Origin of the sequence: Empedobacter sp. UBA5987, assembly GCF_002429865.1 — a bacterium.
In the GTDB taxonomy this organism is placed as follows: Bacteria; Bacteroidota; Bacteroidia; order Flavobacteriales; family Weeksellaceae; genus Empedobacter; species Empedobacter falsenii_B.
Window position 1 is genome coordinate 12,225 of the sequence record NZ_DJBB01000014.1, and the last position, 22,722, is coordinate 34,946.

The 22,722-nt window shown below is 32.4% G+C and carries 21 protein-coding genes and 1 riboswitch; of the genes, 6 read left to right on the forward strand and 15 right to left on the reverse strand.

Annotation, left to right across the window (positions count from 1 at the left end):
- Positions 1–99 precede the first annotated feature (99 nt).
- From rlmF to B3J26_RS01990, 3 genes are all read right to left on the reverse strand, one after another.
- Entirely contained in the window at positions 100–1,014 is a 915-nt protein-coding gene (rlmF, locus tag B3J26_RS01980; RefSeq protein WP_038332349.1) for a 23S rRNA (adenine(1618)-N(6))-methyltransferase RlmF, read from the reverse strand.
- Between the two features lie 67 nt (positions 1,015–1,081).
- Positions 1,082–1,339 (reverse strand): chaperone modulator CbpM, encoded by a 258-nt coding sequence (locus B3J26_RS01985; protein ID WP_038332351.1) that lies wholly within the window; start codon positions 1,337–1,339, stop codon positions 1,082–1,084.
- Positions 1,340–1,343: 4 nt separating this feature from the next.
- Positions 1,344–2,243, reverse strand: a complete 900-nt coding sequence (locus tag B3J26_RS01990; protein ID WP_291072967.1) for a J domain-containing protein — start codon at positions 2,241–2,243, stop codon at positions 1,344–1,346.
- Positions 2,244–2,451: 208 nt separating this feature from the next.
- On the opposite strand from B3J26_RS01990, the gene B3J26_RS01995 reads away from it, so the two are divergent.
- The 4 genes from B3J26_RS01995 to B3J26_RS02010 are packed head-to-tail and all read left to right on the forward strand — an operon-like array spanning position 2,452 to position 4,966.
- Positions 2,452–3,393 carry an ADP-ribosylglycohydrolase family protein gene (locus tag B3J26_RS01995; RefSeq protein ID WP_291072969.1) on the forward strand — a complete coding sequence of 314 codons (942 nt, stop codon included), beginning with the start codon at positions 2,452–2,454 and terminating at the stop codon, positions 3,391–3,393.
- A gap of 55 nt (positions 3,394–3,448) precedes the next feature.
- Positions 3,449–4,330, forward strand: coding sequence for a hypothetical protein (locus B3J26_RS02000; protein ID WP_152606095.1), 882 nt, complete (start codon positions 3,449–3,451; stop codon positions 4,328–4,330).
- Positions 4,331–4,358: 28 nt separating this feature from the next.
- A complete protein-coding gene (locus tag B3J26_RS02005) occupies positions 4,359–4,580 on the forward strand; it encodes a VF530 family DNA-binding protein (RefSeq protein WP_038332359.1) in 222 nt (73 codons plus the stop codon).
- Positions 4,580–4,966 carry a hypothetical protein gene (locus B3J26_RS02010; RefSeq protein ID WP_114999543.1) on the forward strand — a complete coding sequence of 129 codons (387 nt, stop codon included), beginning with the start codon at positions 4,580–4,582 and terminating at the stop codon, positions 4,964–4,966. The genes B3J26_RS02005 and B3J26_RS02010 overlap by 1 nt, the downstream gene beginning before the upstream one ends.
- Before the next feature lie 58 nt (positions 4,967–5,024).
- On the opposite strand, the gene purD is transcribed toward B3J26_RS02010, so the two are convergent.
- The 12 genes from purD to B3J26_RS02070 form a co-directional block, all read right to left on the reverse strand.
- On the reverse strand, positions 5,025–6,317 hold the full coding sequence (purD, locus tag B3J26_RS02015) for a phosphoribosylamine--glycine ligase (protein WP_052217584.1): 1,293 nt from the start codon (positions 6,315–6,317) through the stop codon (positions 5,025–5,027).
- Complete coding sequence (locus tag B3J26_RS02020; protein WP_052217586.1) at positions 6,304–6,492, reverse strand: four helix bundle protein; 189 nt, start codon at positions 6,490–6,492, stop codon at positions 6,304–6,306. Before B3J26_RS02020 ends, purD begins: the two co-directional genes overlap by 14 nt.
- Positions 6,489–6,674, reverse strand: coding sequence for a four helix bundle protein (locus B3J26_RS02025; RefSeq protein ID WP_052217590.1), 186 nt, complete (start codon positions 6,672–6,674; stop codon positions 6,489–6,491). Before B3J26_RS02025 ends, B3J26_RS02020 begins: the two co-directional genes overlap by 4 nt.
- 56 nt (positions 6,675–6,730) lie before the next feature.
- The gene (gene purH, locus B3J26_RS02030; protein ID WP_291072971.1) at positions 6,731–8,242 is read right to left on the reverse strand and encodes a bifunctional phosphoribosylaminoimidazolecarboxamide formyltransferase/IMP cyclohydrolase; all 1,512 of its coding nucleotides are present in this window, start codon (positions 8,240–8,242) and stop codon (positions 6,731–6,733) included.
- Positions 8,243–8,331: 89 nt separating this feature from the next.
- The gene (purN, locus tag B3J26_RS02035) at positions 8,332–8,892 is read right to left on the reverse strand and encodes a phosphoribosylglycinamide formyltransferase (protein WP_038332368.1); all 561 of its coding nucleotides are present in this window, start codon (positions 8,890–8,892) and stop codon (positions 8,332–8,334) included.
- A gap of 159 nt (positions 8,893–9,051) precedes the next feature.
- Entirely contained in the window at positions 9,052–9,552 is a 501-nt protein-coding gene (locus B3J26_RS02040) for an FKBP-type peptidyl-prolyl cis-trans isomerase (RefSeq protein WP_291072973.1), read from the reverse strand.
- A 129-nt stretch (positions 9,553–9,681) separates the two neighbouring features.
- Positions 9,682–11,361: an AAA family ATPase gene (locus tag B3J26_RS02045; RefSeq protein ID WP_280036522.1), complete on the reverse strand. Its 1,680-nt coding sequence runs from the start codon at positions 11,359–11,361 to the stop codon at positions 9,682–9,684.
- 260 nt (positions 11,362–11,621) lie between these two features.
- Complete coding sequence (gene purM / locus B3J26_RS02050) at positions 11,622–12,614, reverse strand: phosphoribosylformylglycinamidine cyclo-ligase (protein WP_114999539.1); 993 nt, start codon at positions 12,612–12,614, stop codon at positions 11,622–11,624.
- A 53-nt stretch (positions 12,615–12,667) separates the two neighbouring features.
- Positions 12,668–14,173, reverse strand: coding sequence for an amidophosphoribosyltransferase (gene purF / locus B3J26_RS02055; protein ID WP_291072975.1), 1,506 nt, complete (start codon positions 14,171–14,173; stop codon positions 12,668–12,670).
- Between the two features lie 19 nt (positions 14,174–14,192).
- The gene (purC, locus tag B3J26_RS02060; protein ID WP_038332381.1) at positions 14,193–14,915 is read right to left on the reverse strand and encodes a phosphoribosylaminoimidazolesuccinocarboxamide synthase; all 723 of its coding nucleotides are present in this window, start codon (positions 14,913–14,915) and stop codon (positions 14,193–14,195) included.
- Between the two features lie 421 nt (positions 14,916–15,336).
- Positions 15,337–19,044, reverse strand: coding sequence for a phosphoribosylformylglycinamidine synthase (locus tag B3J26_RS02065; RefSeq protein WP_291072976.1), 3,708 nt, complete (start codon positions 19,042–19,044; stop codon positions 15,337–15,339).
- Between the two features lie 103 nt (positions 19,045–19,147).
- Positions 19,148–19,246: riboswitch (purine riboswitch) on the reverse strand.
- A 194-nt stretch (positions 19,247–19,440) separates the two neighbouring features.
- Entirely contained in the window at positions 19,441–19,686 is a 246-nt protein-coding gene (locus tag B3J26_RS02070; RefSeq protein ID WP_038332385.1) for a hypothetical protein, read from the reverse strand.
- A gap of 192 nt (positions 19,687–19,878) precedes the next feature.
- On the opposite strand from B3J26_RS02070, the gene B3J26_RS02075 reads away from it, so the two are divergent.
- Positions 19,879–21,843 carry an LTA synthase family protein gene (locus B3J26_RS02075; protein ID WP_291072977.1) on the forward strand — a complete coding sequence of 655 codons (1,965 nt, stop codon included), beginning with the start codon at positions 19,879–19,881 and terminating at the stop codon, positions 21,841–21,843.
- The gene (locus B3J26_RS02080; RefSeq protein WP_291072979.1) at positions 21,833–22,720 is read left to right on the forward strand and encodes a diacylglycerol/lipid kinase family protein; all 888 of its coding nucleotides are present in this window, start codon (positions 21,833–21,835) and stop codon (positions 22,718–22,720) included. The genes B3J26_RS02075 and B3J26_RS02080 overlap by 11 nt, the downstream gene beginning before the upstream one ends.
- The last annotated feature ends 2 nt before the right edge of the window (positions 22,721–22,722 follow it).

Genomic DNA, 22,722 nt, shown 5'->3' on the forward strand with positions numbered 1-22,722 from the left:
TGTTTATAAAAGGTAAAACAAATCTTAAACCGAATAAACCCTTCAGAAAAATTTGGAATAATTTTAAATAAAACCTTTAATGAATTAAAAATAAATCAATTAAAATCTCCAAACTAGTAAACGCGAAATTTTATTCCCTTGTTGCATATTTACAATTCGGTAATCTCTTACTTTTTCACGTTTCAAAATACCTTCCAAAATTCGAACATTTTCTTTCTTAGAAACCAATGTTGTAAACCATTTTACTTGATGTTTATAATCCGCACTTTCTTTTATCATTTTCGTGATAAACAGACGCTCTCCTCCTCTACACCAAAGCTCAGAATTATTCCCACCAAAGTTTTGAATTGGTTTTTGATCAGATTTTTGACCTAAGTTTTTCAGTTTACGCATTGTTTGCTCCATCACTTCTTGATTCGATCTAAAAAATGGAGGATTACAAATTGTAATATCAAATTTTTCGCCTTGTTTGATGATTTTTTTGAAAATATTGTTTGGATTAAATTGCATTCTAATCTCAACTTTGTTACGTAATCGAGCATTTTTCTTGACAATTTCTTCCGCATTTTTGAAAGAAGCATAATCCAACTCTGCGCCAACAAAGTTCCAGTCGTATTCGTAATTTCCAATAATCGGATAAATACAATTCGCTCCAACACCAACATCCAAGACTTTTACATCTTTTCCACGCGGAATTACACCATCAAAACTTTCACCCAAAATATCGGCAACATAATGAATATAATCGGCGCGACCAGGAATTGGTGGACACAAATTATCTTTTGGCAATTCCCAATAATCAATATCATAATATGTTTTCAACAACGCTTTATTCAACGCTTTTACAGCTTCTCTATCCGAGAAATTAATCGTTGGTTCGTTCTCTTTATTGGGTTTGATATATTTGGAAAGTGGGGAATAAATCGCACACAATTTTTCGAAATTATAAGGCGCTAAATGACGATTGCGCGAATGTAATTTTTTTAATTTACTCTTCTTTTCGGGAGTATTCATACAAAAATATTTATGCAAAAATAAGACAACCTTTGCAGTTTTCTGCAAAGGTTGTTTTTGAATTCGTTTATTTTAATTGTTTTTGTAGCGTTTCGATTTGTTTCAAAAGATGATGAATCACTTCTAAACCTTCTATATTAACGCCCAAATTATAATGAAATTCAATAAATCGTTCGATTAATTTCAAATCATTTTCTTCGATAAAATATTCTTGGTTACGCTCGTGCAAAACAACCAAATCATTTTTGTACAAATCAATCACAAATTGAGGTTCAATCTGATGATATTTACTAAACTGAATAACAGATATCGTTATATTTTTCATGGTTTTAAGCTTTTTTAAGTGAACGTAATTTCTCGAATAATTCTTTTTCTTCTGCTGATAAATTAGTTGGAGTTTTTACTGAAAATGTCACATACAAATCTCCAAATTGATCATCTTTCTTATAAATTGGTAAACCTTTTCCTTTCAATTTAACCTTTTTATTATTCTCTGTTCCTTCTTTTATTGGAACTTTCACTTTTCCAGAAAGTGTATCAATCATCGCTTCTCCACCCAAAATTGCATCGTATAAGTCGATTTCAACAATTGTAGATAAATCTGCTCCATTAACTTCAAAAGACGTATTATTTTCGATATGAAACGTGATATACAAATCTCCATTTGGACCATTGTTATAACCTTTTCCACCGTGACCTTTTATCTTAATCGTTTGCCCATCTTCTACTCCAGCTGGAATTGTAATTCGTATATTTTTACCATTCACAGTAAAAGTTTGTTTATGCGAAGTCAATGTATCTGTCAAATTTAGTGTCAAACTGGCATTAACATCTTGCCCTTTATAACCTGTTGATCTACTCCTTCCTTCGCGTCCAAACATCGAACTGAAAAAATCTGAATAGCCATCAAAATCACCAAAACCTTCAGCTCCATCAAAATCGCTATTACTATATTGATATTGTTGCTGTTGTTGTTGCTGACGAGCTTTTTCATATTCTTCACCATGTTGCCAATTTTCTCCATATTTATCGTATTTTTTACGTTTTTCTGGATCGCTCAACACTTCGTTTGCTTCATTTAATTCTTTAAATTTCTGTGCAGCTTCATCGTTATTTGGATTAAGATCGGGATGATACTTACGTGCCAATTTCCGATAAGCTTTTTTTATCTCATCTTGTGATGCGGTCTTTTGCAGACCTAATGTTGTATAATAATCTATAAAAGCCATAGTAATAATAAGTTTGTGTGGTAATTTAATCAAAATCAGTTCCAATTTTTTCAAAACTGACAATACGACTTATTCTTTTTTATCTATTTTAAACCTTTTAATATTTTATCCGAAAAAGATAAATTTATTATGATTAATTCATAAATTTTCAAAAATAATTTGGATATATTCAAAAAAATCAATTATTTTTCATTTATAAAAGAAAGTTATGAATAGAAAAAATTTTTCGAAAAATATATTAATTGGATCGGCGGTTGGTGACGCATTAGGAGTTCCAGTTGAGTTTAAAAGTAGGCAATATTTACAACAAAATCCTGTCACAGATATGATGGGTTATGGAACATACAATATGCCTCCTGGCACTTTTTCTGACGATAGTTCGATGATGTTTTGCTTGGCTGAATCGTTGTGTAATGGTTATAATGTGAATGATATTGCAGAAAAATTTCAGATGTGGATGCACGAAGGTTATTGGACGGCTGACGGAGAAGTCTTTGATGTTGGAATTTCTACACGAAAAGCAATAAATCGTTTACGAGTTGTAAAAAATCCAATTGAGGCTGGTTCTACATCCGAATCTGATAATGGAAATGGATCGTTAATGCGTATTCTTCCTTTAGCAATTTTCACGAAAGATTTATCGATTGATGAACGCTGTGAAATCGTCAAAGAAGTTTCTTCTATCACGCATGCGCACAATCGTTCTGTTTTGGCGTGTATTTATTATATTGAATTTGCGTTGAACGTTTTAGATGCCGAAAATCTAGAAGAAGCTTATCTGAACACAAATTTTTGGTTAAAATTATTCTTAGAAGAAAATGAAATTTATAAAAATGAATTTACATATTTCGAACGAATTTTAAGTGGAAAACTAATTGATTTAAAAGAAGATGAAATTAAATCAACTGGTTATGTCATGGATAGTTTAGAAGCTTCTATTTGGTGTTTGCTACATACAAGTTCGTATAAAGATTGTGTTTTGAAAGCGGTGAATTTAGGACATGATACCGATACAATTGCTTGTATTGCTGGTGGAATTGCAGGGATTTATTATGATGCAGAAACAATTCCGACCAATTGGATTGAGCAATTAGCGCGAGTGAATGATATTTTACATTTAGCAGAACAATTGGAAGAAAAATATGAATAAAAGAATTGAGCAATCAATTCTTTTTACCTTTACAATAAATCTTAATCATTGTAAAATGAAGCAAATTTATCTTTTGTTTATACTTTTAATATCTTCATTGACTTTTGGGCAATATAATGCTATAAATCAAACAGCTGATGCTATTCCTTATTGGAGTAAAGGCGACATTTTTGAATACGAAGTGATCGAGTCAACTTTCGAATACAATAGATTTGACACTATTACTAAAAAGGAAAATAAATACGATTTAAAATTAACTATTATTGACTCAACTTCAAATTCTTATACCTTAAAATGGGAAACAAAATTTCCAATACCAGATGATAATCCTGAGATTAAAAAATATATTGAAAAAAACTTAAAAGAATTTAATAATTATACCATTCTTTATAAAACTGATGAGTTTGGGGCTGTTGAAAACATTATCAATTTAAAAGAAGTCAAAAAATTCTACAAAAAACTTTTTGATTTAGCTATTTCAAAAGATAATTTTCAAAAAACAGAAAAAAATATGATTTACCAATTTATTGATAATGATGAACTTTTTCAGAATTATTTGATGCAAGATTTAAATCAATATCATCATTTTTATGGCAGTCAATTTTCTAAAAACCCATTGGTTACCGAAGTAGAATTAACAAATCCTTTTACCAATACACCTTTGCAATACAAACAAATTTATACTTTGATTGATATTAACGAAGAAGATGAAACGTATACATTAAAGATGGATCAATTAGTCGATGAAGAGAAATTAATCAACGAAATCGAAAATAAATTTGGATCGAAAAAATCAGAAAATTTAGATATTTCTTTTCTATTCAATATGAAACAAATTACGCATAATTCTGGTGTTATTCTGTATTCAGTTTTTTCAAAAGTGGTAGAAAATAGCGGAAAATCTAAAAGTAACCTAAAAGAGTTTATTTTAAAATAGTAAGCCAACATTTTCGTAAATTTGCAAAATGGAAAGTCAAAAAAATAATCCATTACACGGAAAACGTTTAGACGATATTATCGAAGAATTAGTAATTTATTACGGCGGTTGGGAAGGTTTGGGAAACCAAATTAACATCAGATGTTTTAATGATAATCCAAGTTTGAAATCATCGTTGAAATTTCTTCGAAAAACAGATTGGGCACGTGCAAAAGTAGAAGAATTGTACATTAAGAAAATTGCAAAATAATGAGTGCAACTATTCTTGAAGAAAAGATTTTTATTGATTCTGAGCTCTTAACCAATATCGAAGAAGAAAGTCAGGTTATTATACATTGTTGTATGGCGGCAGATGAATATGCAAATGCTGCACGTATTTGGCCTTCTACTTTTATTATTGATAATCAATCAGGAAAACGTTGTCAATTGGTTTTTGCGGATGGAATTACAATGTATCCAAATTGGACGTATATCGAAGAAGGTTCGTCTCTTCATTTCACTTTAATTTTTAATGGTTTGCCAAAAAGTTGTCAATCATTTGATTTAGTCGAAATTATTCCGCAAGCTGGAGGATTTGAATATCGAAAAATAAATCGAAATAAAAGCGATGTTTATCACGTCGAATTTTCAGAATAAATTAAAAAAAAATGCGTTTCAAATGAAACGCATTTTTTAATAATATAAACTGTATTTTTTATTGAATTACTCCAATATCATTTCGATAATATTCGTAATCAAAATGTACTTTTTTGATGTTTTCGTAAGCAGTTTCACGTGCTTCTTCTAAGGTATCACCTAATCCAACCACATTAATAACACGTCCACCAGAAGTTAAGATTTGCTCACCATCTAATTTAGCACCAGCAATAAAGTTTGGACATTCTACTTTTTCTAAACCACGAATTTCAAAACCTTTGTCATAATTTCCTGGATATCCTCCAGAAACCATTACCACACAACAAGCCGATTGATTTTTGAACGTTAAATCAAAATCTTCTCCGTTGATAGATTTCATAACAGCTTCGTATAAATCCGTTTCTAATAAAGGTAAAGTTGTTTGCGTTTCTGGATCACCCATACGTAAATTGTACTCTAATAAGTAAACGCCTTTTGGAGTAATCATTAATCCAAAGAAAATAACTCCTGCAAACTCTAATCCTTCTTTGATTAAACCACATTTTGTCGGCTCCATAATTTCTTCTTCAAACAATTTAAAGTGTTCGTCTGTAAATAATGGATTTGGCGCTATTACACCCATTCCTCCTGTGTTTAACCCTGTTTCACCTTCACCAATTTTCTTGTGATCTTTGGCAGAAATAAATGGAACGATTTTCTTTCCGTTGAAAAATGATAAGATTGAAGCTTCGAACCCTTCTAAAAATTCTTCGATTACTACTTCATTTCCTGCATCTCCAAACGTCTTATCTTCCATAATTTCGTCAACTGCTTGTTCAGCTTCTTCTAAATTTTGGCAGATAATAACACCTTTTCCTGCTGCCAAACCTGAGGCTTTAACAACAATAGGAAATTCTTGTGTTTGTAAATATTCTTTGGCTAATTGAGATCCTTGGAAGTTTTTATACGCTGCAGTTTTTACGCCGTATTTCGCCATAAAATCTTTAGCAAATGCTTTCGATGCTTCTAATTGCGCTGCTGCTTTATGAGGTCCGAAAACTGATAAACCTTCCGCTTGGAAAATATCAACAATTCCTTCCGCTAATTCAGCTTCTGGTCCAACAAATGTTAAGTTGATTTGATTTTCTAAAGCGAAATTCTTCATCTCCTCAATCGAACCTAAATTCACATTCGTTCCGATTTGTACAGTTCCAGCATTTCCTGGTGCGAAGAAAATTTCAACTTCTTCTCCTTTATTTTTGAAATCTTCGGCAAACTTCCACCCGATTGCGTGTTCGCGGCCTCCTGATCCAATTATTAAGATGCGTGTCGCTGTATGCGAATCACGGCTTGCGATATTATTTTGTTCCATTATTTTTCTTAATTAAATAGTTTTGAAAACTTTGATTCATTCTACAATAATGATCAATTAATTCTAAAGCTTCATTTAATTCAGATTCTGTAATATAATTCAACTCAAAAGCAATTAATAATTGAACTTCAACTTCAAAAGCTGAACCTTTTGAAATAGAAAGAAAATTAATCATTTGTTATTTGAATTTCTCCCAGAACCTTCAGCGATATTCGAAAGAATAGAAATTACAGCTCTTCTAATCTGTGCTGTTAATCCATATTTTTCTGATTCTGGAAATTTATTAGAAAGATTATAAACCAGTCTTAAAATTTCCAAACTTTTTTGCCATATGTCTAAATTTCTATAACTTCTCATTTACACTAAGTTAATCTTAAATTCCAACATCGCAAAACGAATATCACATTTCGAATTTAGTGCATAAAATGTCTCATACCAGTCACAACCATTGGAATTCCTTGCTCGTTACAAGCCGCTACAGAATCCTCATCTTTGATTGATCCTCCTGGTTGAATGATCGCTTTAATTCCATTGGCTGCAGCAAAATCTACTACATCACGGAATGGGAAAAATGCATCAGAAGCTAAAACTAAATCGTCTTGAACTTTTTCTTTTGCACGTTCAATCGCTTGTTGAGCAGCCCAAATACGATTCGTTTGTCCACCTCCGATTCCGTAAGATTGACCATTTGTTGCCACAACAATTGCATTCGACTTTACCCATTTAACAATTTTTTGAGCAAAAACTAAATCCGTCATTTGTTTTTCAGTTGGCTGAATTTCAGTCACCACTTTTAAATCTGTTGAAAATTGATTATCTGTCGACTGAACGATTAATCCACCATCAACTTTTACATAAGTAACTTTATCCGAAACTGGATTGTTAACTTTGATGATACGCACATTTTTCTTCGCTTTAAAAATTTCTAAAGCTTCTTCTGTAAATGAAGGCGCAATGACAATTTCTAAGAAAATTTTATTTAATTCAACAGCAGTTTTACCATCCACTTCTTTGTTAAAAGCGATGATTCCACCGAAGATAGACATTGGATCACATTCATACGCTTTTTCATAAGCTTCTAAAACATTCTCTCCAATTGCCACTCCACAAGGCGTTGAATGTTTCACTGCACAACAAGTTGTTTCCTCAAATTCTGAAACCACTTTATAAGCCAAATCCATATCACGAATATTGTTGAAAGAAAGTTCTTTTCCTTGTAAATATTCGAAATCTTTCATTGCGCCATTTTTCGTTTTATCAACATAATAAGCTGCTTTTTGATGTGGATTTTCTCCATAACGTAAATCCATCACTTTCTCGTAAGAAGACTCTAAAAATTGAGGAAAATCTTCTCCTAAAATGTAAGTAGAAATCGCCGCATCATAAGCAGAAGTTAAGTTGAATACTTTACCAGCACATAATTTACGCGTTTCGATAGAAGTTGAACCATTCTCACGAATTTCATTCATCACTACTTCATAATCATTCACATCCGTTACAACTGTTACATCATAAAAATTCTTTGCAGAAGAACGTAACATTGATGGACCACCGATATCAATAAATTCAATCATTTCCGCTTCAGAAAGACCTGTATTCATCTTTTCGAAGAAAGGATAAAGATTTACAATAACGATATCAATTGGGTTAATTCCATGTTCCGCAATTGTTGCCATATGATTTTCGTCCGAACGACGCGCCATAATACCACCATGAATTGCAGGATGTAAAGATTTTACGCGACCATCTAAAATCTCAGGAAAACCAGTTACATCTTTTACTTCTGTAACTTCGATTCCGTTGTCTTGTAAATGTTTGAATGTTCCTCCAGTTGATAAGATTTTGTAATCTTGTTCAACCAAGAATTTTGCAAATTCTAACAAGTTCGACTTGTCCGAAACACTTATTAGCGCTTGTTTTTGCATTGTGTTTAGTTTTTAAAGTTTATTGTTTGTTTACTATTTTATTGGAAATGAAAAACCTCAATGTACACAACATTGAGGCATTCTATATTTTATGCTTCGCTGATTTGCTTGATTGCCTTAATGTAGATTTCACTTTCTACCTCAGCAACTTTACGCTGTAAATCTGCTACTTCATCACCTTCTTCAATTTCAAAAATTCCTTGACAAATAATTTGTCCTTCGTCTACACCAGCCGTTACAAAATGTACAGTTGCTCCTGATGTTTTTTCACCAGCTTCTAAAACTGCTTTGTGAACTTTCGCGCCATACATTCCTTTTCCACCAAATTTTGGTAATAATGCAGGATGAATGTTAATCATTTTAGAGCCCCATTTCGAGGTAAATTCTGGAGATAATATGGTTAAAAAACCTGCCAAAACAATTAAGTCGATTTCTTCTCCTTCTAAATTATGTTCAGCATCTTCCGAAAAAGTTTTTCGGTCTAAGACATACGTTCGGATATCTTTATCCAACGATCGTTCTATTGCATAACAATCTCGGTCTGCCATTACCATCGAAATCTCGACATTTGGTAACGTTCCGTCTTCAACTGCATCAATAATATTTTGAAGATTTGTTCCGCCTCCGGAAACAAATACAGCTATTTTCATGTTTGTTTGTAAGTAATCTTGTTTGTTTTACAAAGATAAGATTTTAGTTGATGCAAGTCGAAAAATATAACGTGGATTTAATCTATTTATTAATGATTTATTCACAATTAAAAACAAGAAAGGCTATCTCAAATTGAAATAGCCTTTTGAAAATATTTTTTAGTGCCCTTGAGTTCCGTCAACTCCATGTGCGTGTCCGTGAGATAATTCTTCCTCAGTTGCTGGACGAACATTAAGAATTTCAACTTCAAATTCTAATGTTTTTCCTGCCATTGGAGGATTCAAATCTGCAATAACAGCTTCATCTGTTACCTCTACAACTGAAGCACGGAATTGATTTCCTGCATCATCAGTCAAAGGTAAAATTGCTCCAACTGGTGGCAATCCAGATTCTTTGAACATATCTAAAGGTAATTGAGCAACAGCTTCTTCTACTCTTTCACCGTATCCTTGTGCTGGAGTAATTACGAATGATTTTTTATCACCAACTGATAACTCTTTTAATTCTTCTTCAAATTTTGGAATCATCATTCCTGCTCCGAATAAAAAAGTTAATGGCTCTTCTGCATTTGATTGTTCTACAAATACTTTTTCACCATTCGCTTCGATGGTATGTAATGAGTAGTTTACTGAAACTACATTATTGTTTTCTATTGACATAAATTGTAAATTATGGATGCTTTTAAAAAGCGTTCATTTTTAATACTTATCTTTTAACAACAACTATTCCTTTCGAATAATTTGACCAATTTTGTCAGTTATTTAGATTTTTGAACTGACAATTTTTATTTAATCTATAAAAAGTAATGCTTTTTTGATGTCTTCATAACCAATTTCACCATTGAAATAATCATAAATTGGTTTTAAAACTTTATTCTCTTCAAATTCGATTTCACTATACGCTAATCGAACTTTATCAATAATTTTATCAGAAGGTTTAAATTTTGAATAATCCAAATCAGGCTCACTTTCTTTGATTTTACCAATATGATCGACAATTGCTGAAGTAGTTAAACCTCTTTTCTCTGCGATTTGATCCAAAGACAAACCTTCTTTCACATATTCTAATGTAATTTCGTAAGTCGATTTCTTTTGTCCTTTTTCTTTGGTTTTATTCTTTTCGATATTTTTTGCAATTTGTTTTTTATCCAAAGTTCCACCAGAATATCGGATAAAAGCAGCCCAAGAGTTTTGCAATTCTTTTTCATCTAGAAACTCATCCATTTCATTCGATAAAACCTGAAAACGTCTATCTGCCTTCATTGCAAGTGAATCAATTTCTAAAGCTGTTTGATTCAATCCGTGTAACATCAACGAATTTAAATCTCGTAAACGTGAAAGTGCAACATACCCTTGTCCTTTTTCGAACGCTTTTGATAGATCTATAAACGCAGAATCTAACGTCATTCCTTGCGATTTATGAATTGTAATCGCCCAAGCCAAACGCAGCGGAACTTGTGTGAATGAAGCCAATGCTTTTCCGCTTTCGTCCTCTATTGCCCACGTTTCTGGTTTTGCAACGTAAAATTCTCCATCTAATGTTTTGATAATTGGCTCATCTTTTTCAGTATACCCCGAAACATTTCCAAGCGTTCCGTTTACAAAACCAACTTCGAAATTGTTACGAACAAACATCACTTTCGCTCCTATCTTCAATTCTAAAACTTCTTCTGCTAAAACAGATTTTTTAAGAACCTCAACCAAAGCTGGATTTCCCGCAACTTTTGCTTCAAATGTTTTGGAAGAAGAATCAATATTAATCAATTGACCTTTATTAATTCGGTCCACATCCATATTATGTGTATACAAACGAGTTTGTGAATCTATTTCATCTGGAAAATATTCGATTCGAGTTTCTAATAAATCAACTGTTTTTTGCGAAATATTCCCCGAACGAATTTCATTCAAAATATCATTCAATGCATTGTTTGTTTGACGATATTGCTCTGTCAAATAACAAATATGCACTTTTGCTTGAACCCAAGCATCGGACATAAAACAGAATTTATCTTTCGATTCTTCCCACTCTTCACCAATCGGCGGTAACTGGAAAAAATCACCCGAAAAAATTACTTGAACACCTCCAAAAGGTTCATCGTTTTGTTTGAAAAACTTCAAAACATAATCAACCGCATCCAACTGATTTCGGTGCAGCATCGAGATTTCATCAATAATTAAGACTTTTACTTTGTCCATTTTATCTCGGAAATATTTCTTGTCGCGAAGCGAAGCCAAATATCGATCAGAAACATAATCTTTTATTCCAATTCCAGCCCAAGAATGTATCGTTTGACCATTCATGTGCGTCGCAGCAATTCCCGTAGAAGCCGTTATAGCAACAGGAACGCCATGTTGTTTAAGATATTGAATGTATTGATTTAACACATAAGTTTTTCCGGCACCCGCAGAACCTGTTAAAAATACATTTCGACCAGATTTTAGAATTGCCAAAGCCTTTGATTGTTGCATAACTTATGAGTGAATTTGGAGTTTTTTGAATGAAATGCAAAGATACGAAGATTGAATGAGGTGAGGAAATGCTTAATAAATTAAAAAAAAGAAAATGAATTAACTTTAAAAGCTATTGTATTTTAATTAAGCTTTTTTATTTAAGAAAAAAACTACAAAATTTTATAACAAGGATCAATCTTAATCAAAAACAAATAATCCCAAAAAATAAAAAAACCGGATAAGAAATCTTATCCGGCTTTTTTAAACTATTTAATCTACTATTTCAATATAATTTTGTCAGCACCTTCTTGAATTTCTCCAATCAACGCACTTCCATCAATAATATTCAATACTTTTTCAGCATCAGTTTGGTCAACGATGACAACCATTCCAACACCCATATTAAATGTTCCAAACATTTCGTTTTCTGCAATTCCTCCGCGTTTAGCTAATTCTTGCATCACTGTTGGTACATTTATTTTTGCTTTTTCTATTACAGCAGTTAATCCGTCATTTATAATACGAGGAACATTCTCGATTAATCCACCTCCTGTAATATGAGCAATTCCAGACATTTCGATTCCAGCATCTTTGATTTTGAAAATATCATTTTGATATAATTTTGTTGGAACTAATAATGTTTCGAACAAAGGTTTACCTTCAAATTCTTCGTTAAAATCTGGGAAAACTTTACGAACCAAAGAGAATCCATTCGAATGGAAACCACTTGATGGTAACGCAATAATTACTTGTCCAGCTTTTATTTTAGAACCATCGATAATTTCATCTCGTTCTACTACTCCAACACAAAATCCAGCAACATCATAATCACCAACTTGGTACATTCCTGGCATTTCTGCTGTTTCTCCACCAATTAATGCTGTTCCAGTTTCTTTACACGCTTGTGCAATTCCACCTACAATTTCTGCTGCGATATCAGAATCTAATTTTCCACAAGCTAAATAATCTAAGAAAAATAATGGTTTTGCTCCATGACACAAAATATCATTTGCACACATCGCGAAACAATCAATCCCAACTGTATCGTAAACTTTAGAATCTAAAGCCACACGTAGTTTAGTTCCTACACCATCGGTTCCTGATACCAAAACAGGATTTTTGTAACCTCCTAATTGGTAAAATGCACCAAAACTTCCAATTCCATTCAACACGTTTGAATTGTGTGTTGCTGCAACTGCATCTTTAATTTTCGATACCGTTTGATAACCTTCTTCCTTATCTACTCCGGCTTGTTTATATGTATTGCTCATTTTAATTATGATTTAGTTTTTCGAAATACGAGATTCGAAATTCGTATAACTTATTAATCTATATGCAAAGGTTTTACCTCTTTACATTCTTCATTAGAATAATTTACGGGATATTTTTCTGTAAAACATCCAAAACAATGTTCTTTACTTCCTAATAAATCAATCAGATTATCAACTGTTAAGAAATCTAACGAATCGACATTCAAATAATCTTCAACCTCTTTAATTGACTTATTTCCTGAAATTAAATCTGCTTTAGAAGGCATATCAATTCCTAAATAACAAGGTGCAATAATTGGAGGCGAAGCAGAACGGAAATGAATTTCTTTTGCTCCTGCTTCTTTTAAGATTTTGATTAAAAGTTTCGAAGTTGTTCCACGTACAATCGAATCATCTAAAACAACCAAACGTTTTCCTTTGATTTTATTTTTGATGGGATTCAATTTTAAGTTGACCACACGTTCACGCATTTCTTGTGAAGGAACGATAAACGAACGCGACATATAACGATTCTTAATCAAAATTGGTTCGTAAGGAATACCCGAAGCTTCTGAATAACCAATTGCAGATGGAATTCCAGAATCTGGAACACCAATTACAATATCGGCAGCAACAGGAGATTGTTCGTATAATTTTCGACCAGATTCTACACGTAAATCGTAGATTTCATTTCCTTCGATATTCGAGTCAGGACGTGCAAAATAAATGTACTCAAAAGCACAAATATTACGCTGCGTTGGTTGATTTAATGAATAAGATTTCAAACCTTGTTCATTTACAACAATCAATTCACCTGGCTCTACATCACGGATAAATTCAGCTCCGACAGCGTCTAATGCACATGTTTCTGAACAGAAAACATAGGCATCGTCCAATTTTCCTAAACATAAAGGACGAATACCATTTGGATCGCGAAAAGCTGCCATTTGATTATTCGCTAATAACAAAACCGAATAAGCTCCTTTTACCTTTTCTGTACCTTTCTGTATAGCTTCTACAATATCTAAATGCGAATATTTTTGAATAGAACGTAATAAAACCTCCGTATCCGAAGTTGCTAAAAATGGTAAACCTTCTGCTTCTAATTCAGCTCTCAATTCTTCAACTTCAATCAAATTTCCGTTGTGAGCAATAGAGAAATGAGGTTTTCCGTAAATATTGTACGTGTAAAGTGGCTGAATGTTACGACGACTTCCACCTCCAGCAGTTGTGTAGCGTGTATGTCCGATCGCAGCATTTCCTTGGTATTCTTCAATTTCGGCTTCCATTGTTTTGAAAACGTCTAATACCAAACCTGTTTTTTTCACCGTTTTGATGTTTCCATCTTTCAAGAAAGAAACACCACACGCTTCCTGTCCACGGTGTTGAAGCGCAAATAAACCAAACTGCGCAATAGAATACGTGTTGATGTTCTTTGGCGAATAAACCCCAAAAACACCACATTCTTCGTTTACACTATCCACAGTATCGGCTGCATATTTTTTCAATAAATTTCTTTCGTAGAAATTCGTTAAATATTCAGCTTTTAATTGGCTTTTATGTAATTTTTTATCAATCATTATAGAATGAAAAAAATGTTTATTTTAAAACTTCTGTCAAACGATTATATACTTCGTGATAAGCTTCTGAAACATCACCTAAATCACGACGAAAACGGTCTTTATCTAATTTTTTTCCTGTTTCAACATCCCATAAACGACATGTGTCTGGAGAAATTTCGTCAGCTAAAATGATATTACCATCAACATCTTTACCAAATTCAATTTTAAAATCAGCTAAAATTAATCCAGCTTTTAAGAACAATTCTTTCAACGCTTCGTTAATTACTTCTGTTTGTGTGTACATTTCATCTAACTCATCATATGTTGCAGCTCCTAATAAAACCGCATGATGATCGTTGATTAATGGATCTCCTAATTCATCTTTTTTGTAACAGATATCAAAAATTGTAACTGGAGATTTCGCTCCTTCTTCTAATCCTAAACGTTGAGCCATAGACCCAGCTACATAGTTGCGCACAACCATTTCAATTGGAATAATTGATACTTTTTTCACCAATTGCTCACGATCATTCAACTGCTCGATGAAATGAGTTTTAACTCCTTTTTCAATCAAATAGTTGAAAATTAAAGTCGAAATTTTGTTGTTCATTTCTCCTTTGTCCTCAACAGTTCCGCGCTTTTGTGCATTAAATGCAGTTGCGTCATCTTTGTAATAAACAATTACTTTGTCTGCTTCCTCTGTTGAGTAAACTTGTTTTGCTTTCCCTTCGTAAATGAAGTCTTTTTTTGTTAAGCTCATCGTTGTTGTTTGTTTTTTCGAAGCTCGATTTTCGAAATTCAAAGTTATAATTCATCTAACTTCTAGTTTCTTATTTCTAACTTCATTACATCGTTTTTTTGTTTTGTTTGAAATGAAAAAGTCCACTTCGTGTTTGTTGTTTGTTTTGAAAATTAACTTGTTCAAGGTTAACTTTCGAGATTAATTTCGATTGGTTCAGGATCGAAATTGGTATTAGTTTGTTGTTTGTTTCTTTTTTAGAAATTCGAAATGCGAGATTCGAAATTCGTTATTTTATTTCCAATTGTCATTCTGAATGAAGCTTTAGCGTAATGAAGAATCTTTTTTAGATTCCTCGATAAGCTCGGAATGACAAGTTTTTATTTAATTTTTAGAAGTTAAATTTTCTCAAATCTAACATCTAATATCTCATATCTATAAACTACCCTCTAAAATACTCCACCGCATTTTTGAAGATATTCATATATCCATTTCCTGGAATGTTCTTGAATAATCCTTCTTCGTAACGCTCTGGATGTCCCATTCGTCCGTAAACTTTTCCACAAGGCGATACAATTCCTTCTACCGCAAACGTAGATCCATTTGGATTATAAGGCATTTTTCCAGCTAATTTTCCATCCAAATCAACAAACTGAGTGGCAATTTGTCCTTTATCAATTAACTTTTCTAATTCAACCTCATTTGCTACGAAACGACCTTCTCCATGCGAAAACGGAATCCAATATTCTTGTCCTTCCATTCCTTTTAACCAAGGTGAATGCGATTTATTCACTCTCACTTTCGCTAATTGTGTAATGTGACGACCAATTTCATTGAACGTTAATGTTGGTGTATCTTCTTCTAAATCTTGAATACGTCCATAAGGCAATAATCCTGATTTAATCAACGCTTGAAAACCATTACAGATTCCTAAAACCAAACCATCGCGCTCTAATAAATTGTGAATTGCATTTTTGATTTTCTCATTGCGTAAAACCGTTGCAATAAATTTACCTGATCCATCTGGCTCATCAGCAGCTGAAAAACCTCCTGGTACAAAGAAAATATTGGCTTGATTGATTTCATTTACAAAAGCATCAACTGATTCTTCAACATCTTGTTGTGTTAAATTACGGAAAGGCAAAGTCGAAACGATTGCTCCTTCTCTACGGAACGCTTTTGCTGAATCATATTCTGAATTTGTTCCTGGGAAAATTGGAATGAAAACTTTTGGGTTTTCTACTTTATGATCGGCGAAGGCAAAACAAATTTGTTCTGCTTTTAAATCTTTTTCCTCAACAACAGTTTCAGTAGTTGATTTATATGGAAACAATGAATTGAATGTTTCTTTCCATTGTTGTTTTAATTCAATCAAATTAATTTCTTCTCCATTAAAGTTGAACGAAGTTGAATCATTTGTCTGACCTAAAACATGATAATTTTGAGCGATTTCAGCAGGAATATTTAAATCATCTGAATGTTCAATTACAATCGAAGCTGGATAATATTTTGCTACATCTAAATCAGTTTTGATTTCAAATCCGATTTCATTACCAAAAGCCATATTCGCTACAGTTTCTGCAATTCCACCAAATTTAACCGTCATCATTGATTTTACATCAGCATTAATTGTTCCGATAAAATCAAAAATAGCTTTTGTATTTGCTTCGTCGATTAAATAATCTTCTGTTAATGTTGGAATAAAAACTGAAAGTTTAGAATTCTTTTCAACTAACGTTCCTTGTACAATTTTTTTAGCCAAAGAAGGTGCAACTGCAAAAGAAATCAACGTTGGCGGAACATCAATATCTTGGTAAGAACCAGACATCGAATCTTTACCTCCAATTGCAGGAATTCCGAACTGTTTTTGTGCTTCAATCGTTCCTAATAAAGCCGCAAATGGTTTTCCCCAACGCGTAGCTTCATCACGTAATTTTTCAAAATATTCTTGAAAAGTTAAACGAATATCAGCGTAATTTCCACCAGCAGCAACAATTTTTGTCATCGAATCAATTACCGCAAAATAAGCTCCGTGATAATTTGACCAACGAGAAATTGTAGGATTGTAACCAAATGAAGCAATAGAAACTGCATTTGTAAATCCGTCTGTTGGGAATTTTTGTACCGAAACATCTTCTGGTGTATCCATTGTTTGTCCACCAAAAGCATTCAAAATAGTAGAACGTCCAACGTTATTGTCAAACATTTCTACCATACCTTTTTGCGACGCATGATTTAACTCTTGCATCATTGCAATAAACGCTTCTTTATTGAAGGCTTTATTCTCAAAAGGATTTGTATATTCTTCGTCCGTAACTTCGATTTTAGCTTGTTTACGAACGCCATTTGTATCTAAAAATTTACGGTCTAATTCAACAATTTTTGTTCCTTTCCAAACCAAAGTCATTGTATCATCTCCCGTTACCTCAGCAACACAAGTCGCATCAAGATTTTCTTCTTTTGCTAATGAGATAAATGTTTCCACATCTTTAGCCTCAACCGCAACAGCCATACGTTCCTGAGATTCAGAAATCGCTAATTCTGTTCCGTTTAATCCAGCATATTTCAATGGAACTAAATCTAAATTAACATTAATTCCGCGTGCAATTTCACCAATTGCAACAGAAACACCTCCTGCTCCAAAGTCATTACATTTTTTGATTAATGCTAAAACATCTGGATTACGGAATAAACGTTGAATTTTACGTTCAACAATTGCATTTCCTTTTTGAACTTCTGCTGATAAATCGTCTAATTTAAGACCATCGTGTGTTTTAGATGAACCAGAAGCTCCTCCTACTCCATCACGACCTGTTGCTCCTCCTAATAAAATAATTCGGTCACCTGCAACTGGTTCTTCACGACGAACATATTCTTTTTTTACAGCTCCAGCCACAAAACCAACTTCCATGCGTTTTGCTTTGTACCCTTCGTCATAAATTTCTTTCACAAAAGTTGTCGCTAAACCAATTTGATTTCCATAAGAACTGTATCCGTTTGCTGCTTCTTTAGAGATTTTACGTTGTGGTAATTTACCTGGTAACGTATCTTCAATTTTTTCTAAAGGATTTGCAGCTCCTGTAATACGCATCGCTTGGAAAACGTAAGAACGTCCACTCAAAGGGTCGCGTATTGCTCCACCAACACATGTCGAAGCTCCACCAAATGGTTCCACTTCTGTTGGGTGATTATGTGTTTCGTTTTTGAATTGTAATAACCATTCTTCTTCAACACCATCTACATCGATTGGAACGACAATAGAACATGCGTTAATTTCTTCAGAAACATCAATATTTTTCACAACTCCTGTACGAGAAAGATATTTTCCCATCACAGTTGCTAAATCCATCAAACGAATTGGTTTAGTTATTCCTAATTCTTGACGAACTTGTTGGTAATAATCGAATGTTTTTTGAAGTGTTTCGTTAAATTTAGAATTAAATTGAACATCTGTAATCTCCGTCTCAAAAGTTGTATGACGACAGTGATCAGACCAATAAGTATCTAAAACTTTTAACTCAGTTTCGGTTGGATTACGATTGATTGATTTGAAATAGTCTTGAATAAAAACTAAATCATCCATCTCTAACGATAATCCAAATTGGTTGTAAATGTCTTGTAGTTTATTTTCGTCAGCAGAAATAAAACCTTCAATAATTGGAACTTCTGTAGCTTCTGGATTAGCTGGAATTTCCATTTTTGAAAGATCTTTCTCGCGCGACTCAATTGGATTGATTAAGTAATCTTTTACTTTCTTTAAATCTTCCACAGACAAATCATCATTGAAAACATATAGTAAACCAGATTTTACGGTTACATTTTCAACATTCATCAACACTAAACATTGTTCCGAAGAATCATCGCGTTGATTATATTGACCTGGTAAAAATTCGGTTGCAAAATAATTTTTAGAATAAGGAATGCTTTCGTTAACTGCATCTTCTACGTATTTGAAAACAACGTCTGTCACAGGATCGACAAACACCTTATTTTGAACCTCTTGTAATTGGCTTTCTTCTATATTAAATAGATCATAAATAACAAAAACCTTGCACACAATTGTAGGTACAAGGTTTTTGAGTTCTATTGTAGTCTTCTGACTGATAACGTCAAAATTCGATTTCTTCTGAATGAAAAGTCTTTGGTTCATTGTATTGTTTGCTGTACTATTTGGTTTAATGTGTTTAAACCATTTGTATCATCTACATCAACAAACAAACTATTTTCTAACGAGAGTGGTTCAAGACTCATTTTGTAGAAAAAAATTCATTTGTAGTGGCAATTTTTTATGGTCTGCCGTAGAGACGCTCAACCTTATTATGAGCTATACAAATGTTGTAAACTTTAAAAACTAAATCACCTTTAAAAGTGAATTGCAAAATTAAACATTTTAATTAGTAAAATCAAATCTAAATCAACAATATTTTATTTAATTTTTTGGTTAAATATTTTTCTTAAAATTTAAGCATGATTATCAATCAAATGTCCCATTTTACAACAAAAAAAATCCTTATCAAAATTGATAAGGATTTTTCGTTTTCCGTAATTATCTTGTAATTGTCAAATCGTATTCGTTATCTGATTCATCATATTTATATGATAATTTCATATTGAAATCTTGCATAAACTTTTTGCAAAACGTTTCTATATTTAATGAATCTGGAAAAGTAGCTTTGTTAACTGTCATAAACAAAGTTGTCCAACTTGTATTGTCTTTAAAAATTGTAGAGAATCTTTTCTCCCAATATGTTAAAAACTTTTCTTCTTTTTCATTGATTAATATCTCTTCCATTATACCTACTTTATAAACCAAATACAAATTTACAACTATTTCTAATCAAAACCATTTTTTCACGAATTATTAACGTTTTCAGTTTCTATCTTTCATTCAAGAATCGCAAACTTAAGATTCGCTTAAGATTCACTTTTCCATGTTAATAATCTATTAAATATCAAGATATTTGAACAATAATTCAAAAACAAAATGTTTACAAATAATTTAAAAGGACGTTACAGTATTTTACTATTTTTCAGTTCGTTATTTATTCTAATTTCATTTATTCTACGCCTAATTTTTGCAATTTGGGTAAAAAGTGATTTCGATTGGAATATTGGCTCGTTATTGCACACTATTTTTTATGGATTGGTGTACGACATTAGCGTTGTAAGCTGTTTCACGTTATTCTTATCATTTTATTTTATGATTTTACCAAACAAATTCGTCAATTCATTATTTGATCGAACTTTCGTGTATTTCGTTTATACATTGTATTTGGTAATCATTTATTTTACATTTTTTGCCGAAGTTACATTTTGGGACGAATTCAAAAGCCGATTCAATTTTATTGCGGTCGATTATTTAATTTATACCTACGAAGTTGTTAAAAATATTCAAGAATCATATCCTTTACCAGTTTTAATTGGCGGAATTGTTTTAATTACTGGCTTAACAATTTTTGCAACAAAAAAAGGTTACTTCTTTTACAATACATTTCATAACAAGCCAAAAACAAGTCAAAAAATTGGCGTTTTTGTGTTCAATTTAGTACTTGTGGTTGGCTCATTGTTTCTTTTAAATAATGATAGTAGTTCAACTTCAGAAAACCGATACAACAACGAAATTTCAAAAGCGGGAATCTTTTCTTTCTTTTCAGCTTTCCGAAATAATCATTTAAAATATGACGAACATTATAAATCTATTCCGATTGAAGATGCTTTTGCAGTGATGAAATCTGAATTGCAAGATTCGAAAACTGTTTTCGATCAACAATTCAAAAATCCAATACGAAGAACAATTTTAGCGAGTAATCCATCACAACCAGAACAAAAACCAAACGTGATTTTTGTGTTAATGGAAAGTATGAGCGCTTCATTTTTGCAAGAGCAATTCAACGGAAAATCAATAACTCCAAACCTTAATGATATTGCAAATAACAGCATTTACTTCTCAAATATGTTTGCCAACGGAACGCGTACTGTTCGTGGAATGGAAGCTGTCACATTATCAATTCCTCCTACGCCTGGAAACAGTATTGTGAAGCGTGTTGATAATCAAAATTTATATACTATTTCGAATGTTTTCAAAGCAAAAGGATACCACAATATGTTTTTTTATGGTGGCGATGGATATTTTGACAATATGAATGCGTTTTATGGTGGAAATGGTTTTGACATTTACGATCGCGGTCGTGGCAGCGTTTTGAGTGATAAAATCAATACCAATCGATACAATATTAATGATGATGAAGTTACTTTTGAGAATGCTTGGGGAATTGCCGATGATGATATTTACAGAAAAGTGATCAAAGTTGCCGATGAAAAATACAAAACAAAACAACCATTTTTTGCTTTTGTCATGTCAACTTCTAACCACAAACCTTATACGTACGAAGATGGAAAAATTGATATTCCGTCTGGAACTGGTCGTCCTGGAGCTGTAAAATATGCCGATTATGCAATTGGAGATTTAATTGCAAAAGCCAAAACAAAACCTTGGTTCAGTAATACCGTTTTTGTTTTTATTGCCGATCACTGTGCAAGTAGCGCGGGCAAAGATGCAATTGATGTAAAAAATCATCACATTCCGGCATTTATCTATAATTTAAAATCGCACGCCAACGAAAATGTAACAAAAGAAGTTTCTCAAATTGATATTTTCCCTACGTTATTTTCGTTGTTCAATTGGAAATATACATCTCAATTTTATGGAAAAGATATTTTTGATCCGCAATACAAATCACGTTCTTTTGTTGGTACGTATATTAAATTAGGAATGAAAAAAGGTGAAGATGTTTCGATTTTATCTGATCAAAAGAAAATCAATCAATACAAATGGATTGACAAAAATTTAATTGATACAAAGGTTGATCCTATTTTCGAGCGTTCTATCATATCTAATTATCAAACAGCCGATTATTTATTTAGCAATCATTTATTAAATGAAAAATAAAATCATTTTTATCATCAATCCTATTGCTGGAAAGGGAAAAGGACGAATGATTGAAACTGAAATTCAACACTATTTTAGTCAAAAAAATGTTGAATTCGAAACATTTTTAACTGAAAATATTGGTCACGCAACTGAAATTACAAATCAAGTTCTGACAAAAAATCCTAATATAATCGTAGCTTGTGGCGGTGATGGAACGATAAACGAAATCGCTCAAGCCTTGGTTGGCAGCAATGTTACATTGGGGATTATTCCGATTGGTTCCGGAAATGGATTAGCGGCGAATTTACACATTCCTAAAACCACAGAAAAAGCTTTTGAGACGATTTTGAATGCAAAAATCAATAAAATTGATGCAGGAAAAATCAACGAAAATTACTTTTTTAGCAATATGGGATTGGGAATTGATGCAGATGTAATTAACAATTATGCGCAAACCAAAACCAGAAATTTTTTGGGATATGTAACTGCCAGTACAAAAGCAATTTTTAACTTTCAACCGAAAAAATTTAGCATCAAATTAGACAATGAACATATATTAGATGATGATTTTTATTTTGTGTTCTGCTCTAACTCTAACGAAGCGGGTTACGGCATCTCATTTTCACCCAATGCAAAATTAAATGATGGAAAATTAGACTTTCTTGCAGTAAAAAAGCTTAATTTTATACAACAAATTCAGTTTTCGGCTAATGTTTTAGGAAAACGAATTGAAAAAATGAAGCAAGCAAAAGTATTGCAAGTCAATTCAGTAAAATTCAATTCCAAACAACCAAAAACAATTGCTCAAGTTGATGGTGAAGCCGTTATTTTTAACCAAAATTCTATTGAAGTTTCGATTGTTCCGAATGCTTTGAATGTTATTGTTCCGAATTAGAA

Excerpts from the sequence above, each read along its gene's own strand:
- rlmF (WP_038332349.1), bottom strand. The coding sequence starts at position 1,014 with ATGAATACTCCCGAAAAGAAGAGTAAATTAAAAAAATTACATTCGCGC.
- B3J26_RS01985 (WP_038332351.1), bottom strand. The coding sequence starts at position 1,339 with ATGAAAAATATAACGATATCTGTTATTCAGTTTAGTAAATATCATCAG.
- B3J26_RS01990 (WP_291072967.1), bottom strand. The coding sequence starts at position 2,243 with ATGGCTTTTATAGATTATTATACAACATTAGGTCTGCAAAAGACCGCA.
- B3J26_RS01995 (WP_291072969.1), top strand. The coding sequence starts at position 2,452 with ATGAATAGAAAAAATTTTTCGAAAAATATATTAATTGGATCGGCGGTT.
- B3J26_RS02000 (WP_152606095.1), top strand. The coding sequence starts at position 3,449 with ATGAAGCAAATTTATCTTTTGTTTATACTTTTAATATCTTCATTGACT.
- B3J26_RS02005 (WP_038332359.1), top strand. The coding sequence starts at position 4,359 with ATGGAAAGTCAAAAAAATAATCCATTACACGGAAAACGTTTAGACGAT.
- B3J26_RS02010 (WP_114999543.1), top strand. The coding sequence starts at position 4,580 with ATGAGTGCAACTATTCTTGAAGAAAAGATTTTTATTGATTCTGAGCTC.
- purD (WP_052217584.1), bottom strand. The coding sequence starts at position 6,317 with ATGGAACAAAATAATATCGCAAGCCGTGATTCGCATACAGCGACACGC.
- B3J26_RS02020 (WP_052217586.1), bottom strand. The coding sequence starts at position 6,492 with ATGATTAATTTTCTTTCTATTTCAAAAGGTTCAGCTTTTGAAGTTGAA.
- B3J26_RS02025 (WP_052217590.1), bottom strand. The coding sequence starts at position 6,674 with ATGAGAAGTTATAGAAATTTAGACATATGGCAAAAAAGTTTGGAAATT.
- purH (WP_291072971.1), bottom strand. The coding sequence starts at position 8,242 with ATGCAAAAACAAGCGCTAATAAGTGTTTCGGACAAGTCGAACTTGTTA.
- purN (WP_038332368.1), bottom strand. The coding sequence starts at position 8,892 with ATGAAAATAGCTGTATTTGTTTCCGGAGGCGGAACAAATCTTCAAAAT.
- B3J26_RS02040 (WP_291072973.1), bottom strand. The coding sequence starts at position 9,552 with ATGTCAATAGAAAACAATAATGTAGTTTCAGTAAACTACTCATTACAT.
- B3J26_RS02045 (WP_280036522.1), bottom strand. The coding sequence starts at position 11,361 with ATGCAACAATCAAAGGCTTTGGCAATTCTAAAATCTGGTCGAAATGTA.
- purM (WP_114999539.1), bottom strand. The coding sequence starts at position 12,614 with ATGAGCAATACATATAAACAAGCCGGAGTAGATAAGGAAGAAGGTTAT.
- purF (WP_291072975.1), bottom strand. The coding sequence starts at position 14,173 with ATGATTGATAAAAAATTACATAAAAGCCAATTAAAAGCTGAATATTTA.
- purC (WP_038332381.1), bottom strand. The coding sequence starts at position 14,915 with ATGAGCTTAACAAAAAAAGACTTCATTTACGAAGGGAAAGCAAAACAA.
- B3J26_RS02065 (WP_291072976.1), bottom strand. The coding sequence starts at position 19,044 with ATGAACCAAAGACTTTTCATTCAGAAGAAATCGAATTTTGACGTTATC.
- B3J26_RS02070 (WP_038332385.1), bottom strand. The coding sequence starts at position 19,686 with ATGGAAGAGATATTAATCAATGAAAAAGAAGAAAAGTTTTTAACATAT.
- B3J26_RS02075 (WP_291072977.1), top strand. The coding sequence starts at position 19,879 with ATGTTTACAAATAATTTAAAAGGACGTTACAGTATTTTACTATTTTTC.
- B3J26_RS02080 (WP_291072979.1), top strand. The coding sequence starts at position 21,833 with ATGAAAAATAAAATCATTTTTATCATCAATCCTATTGCTGGAAAGGGA.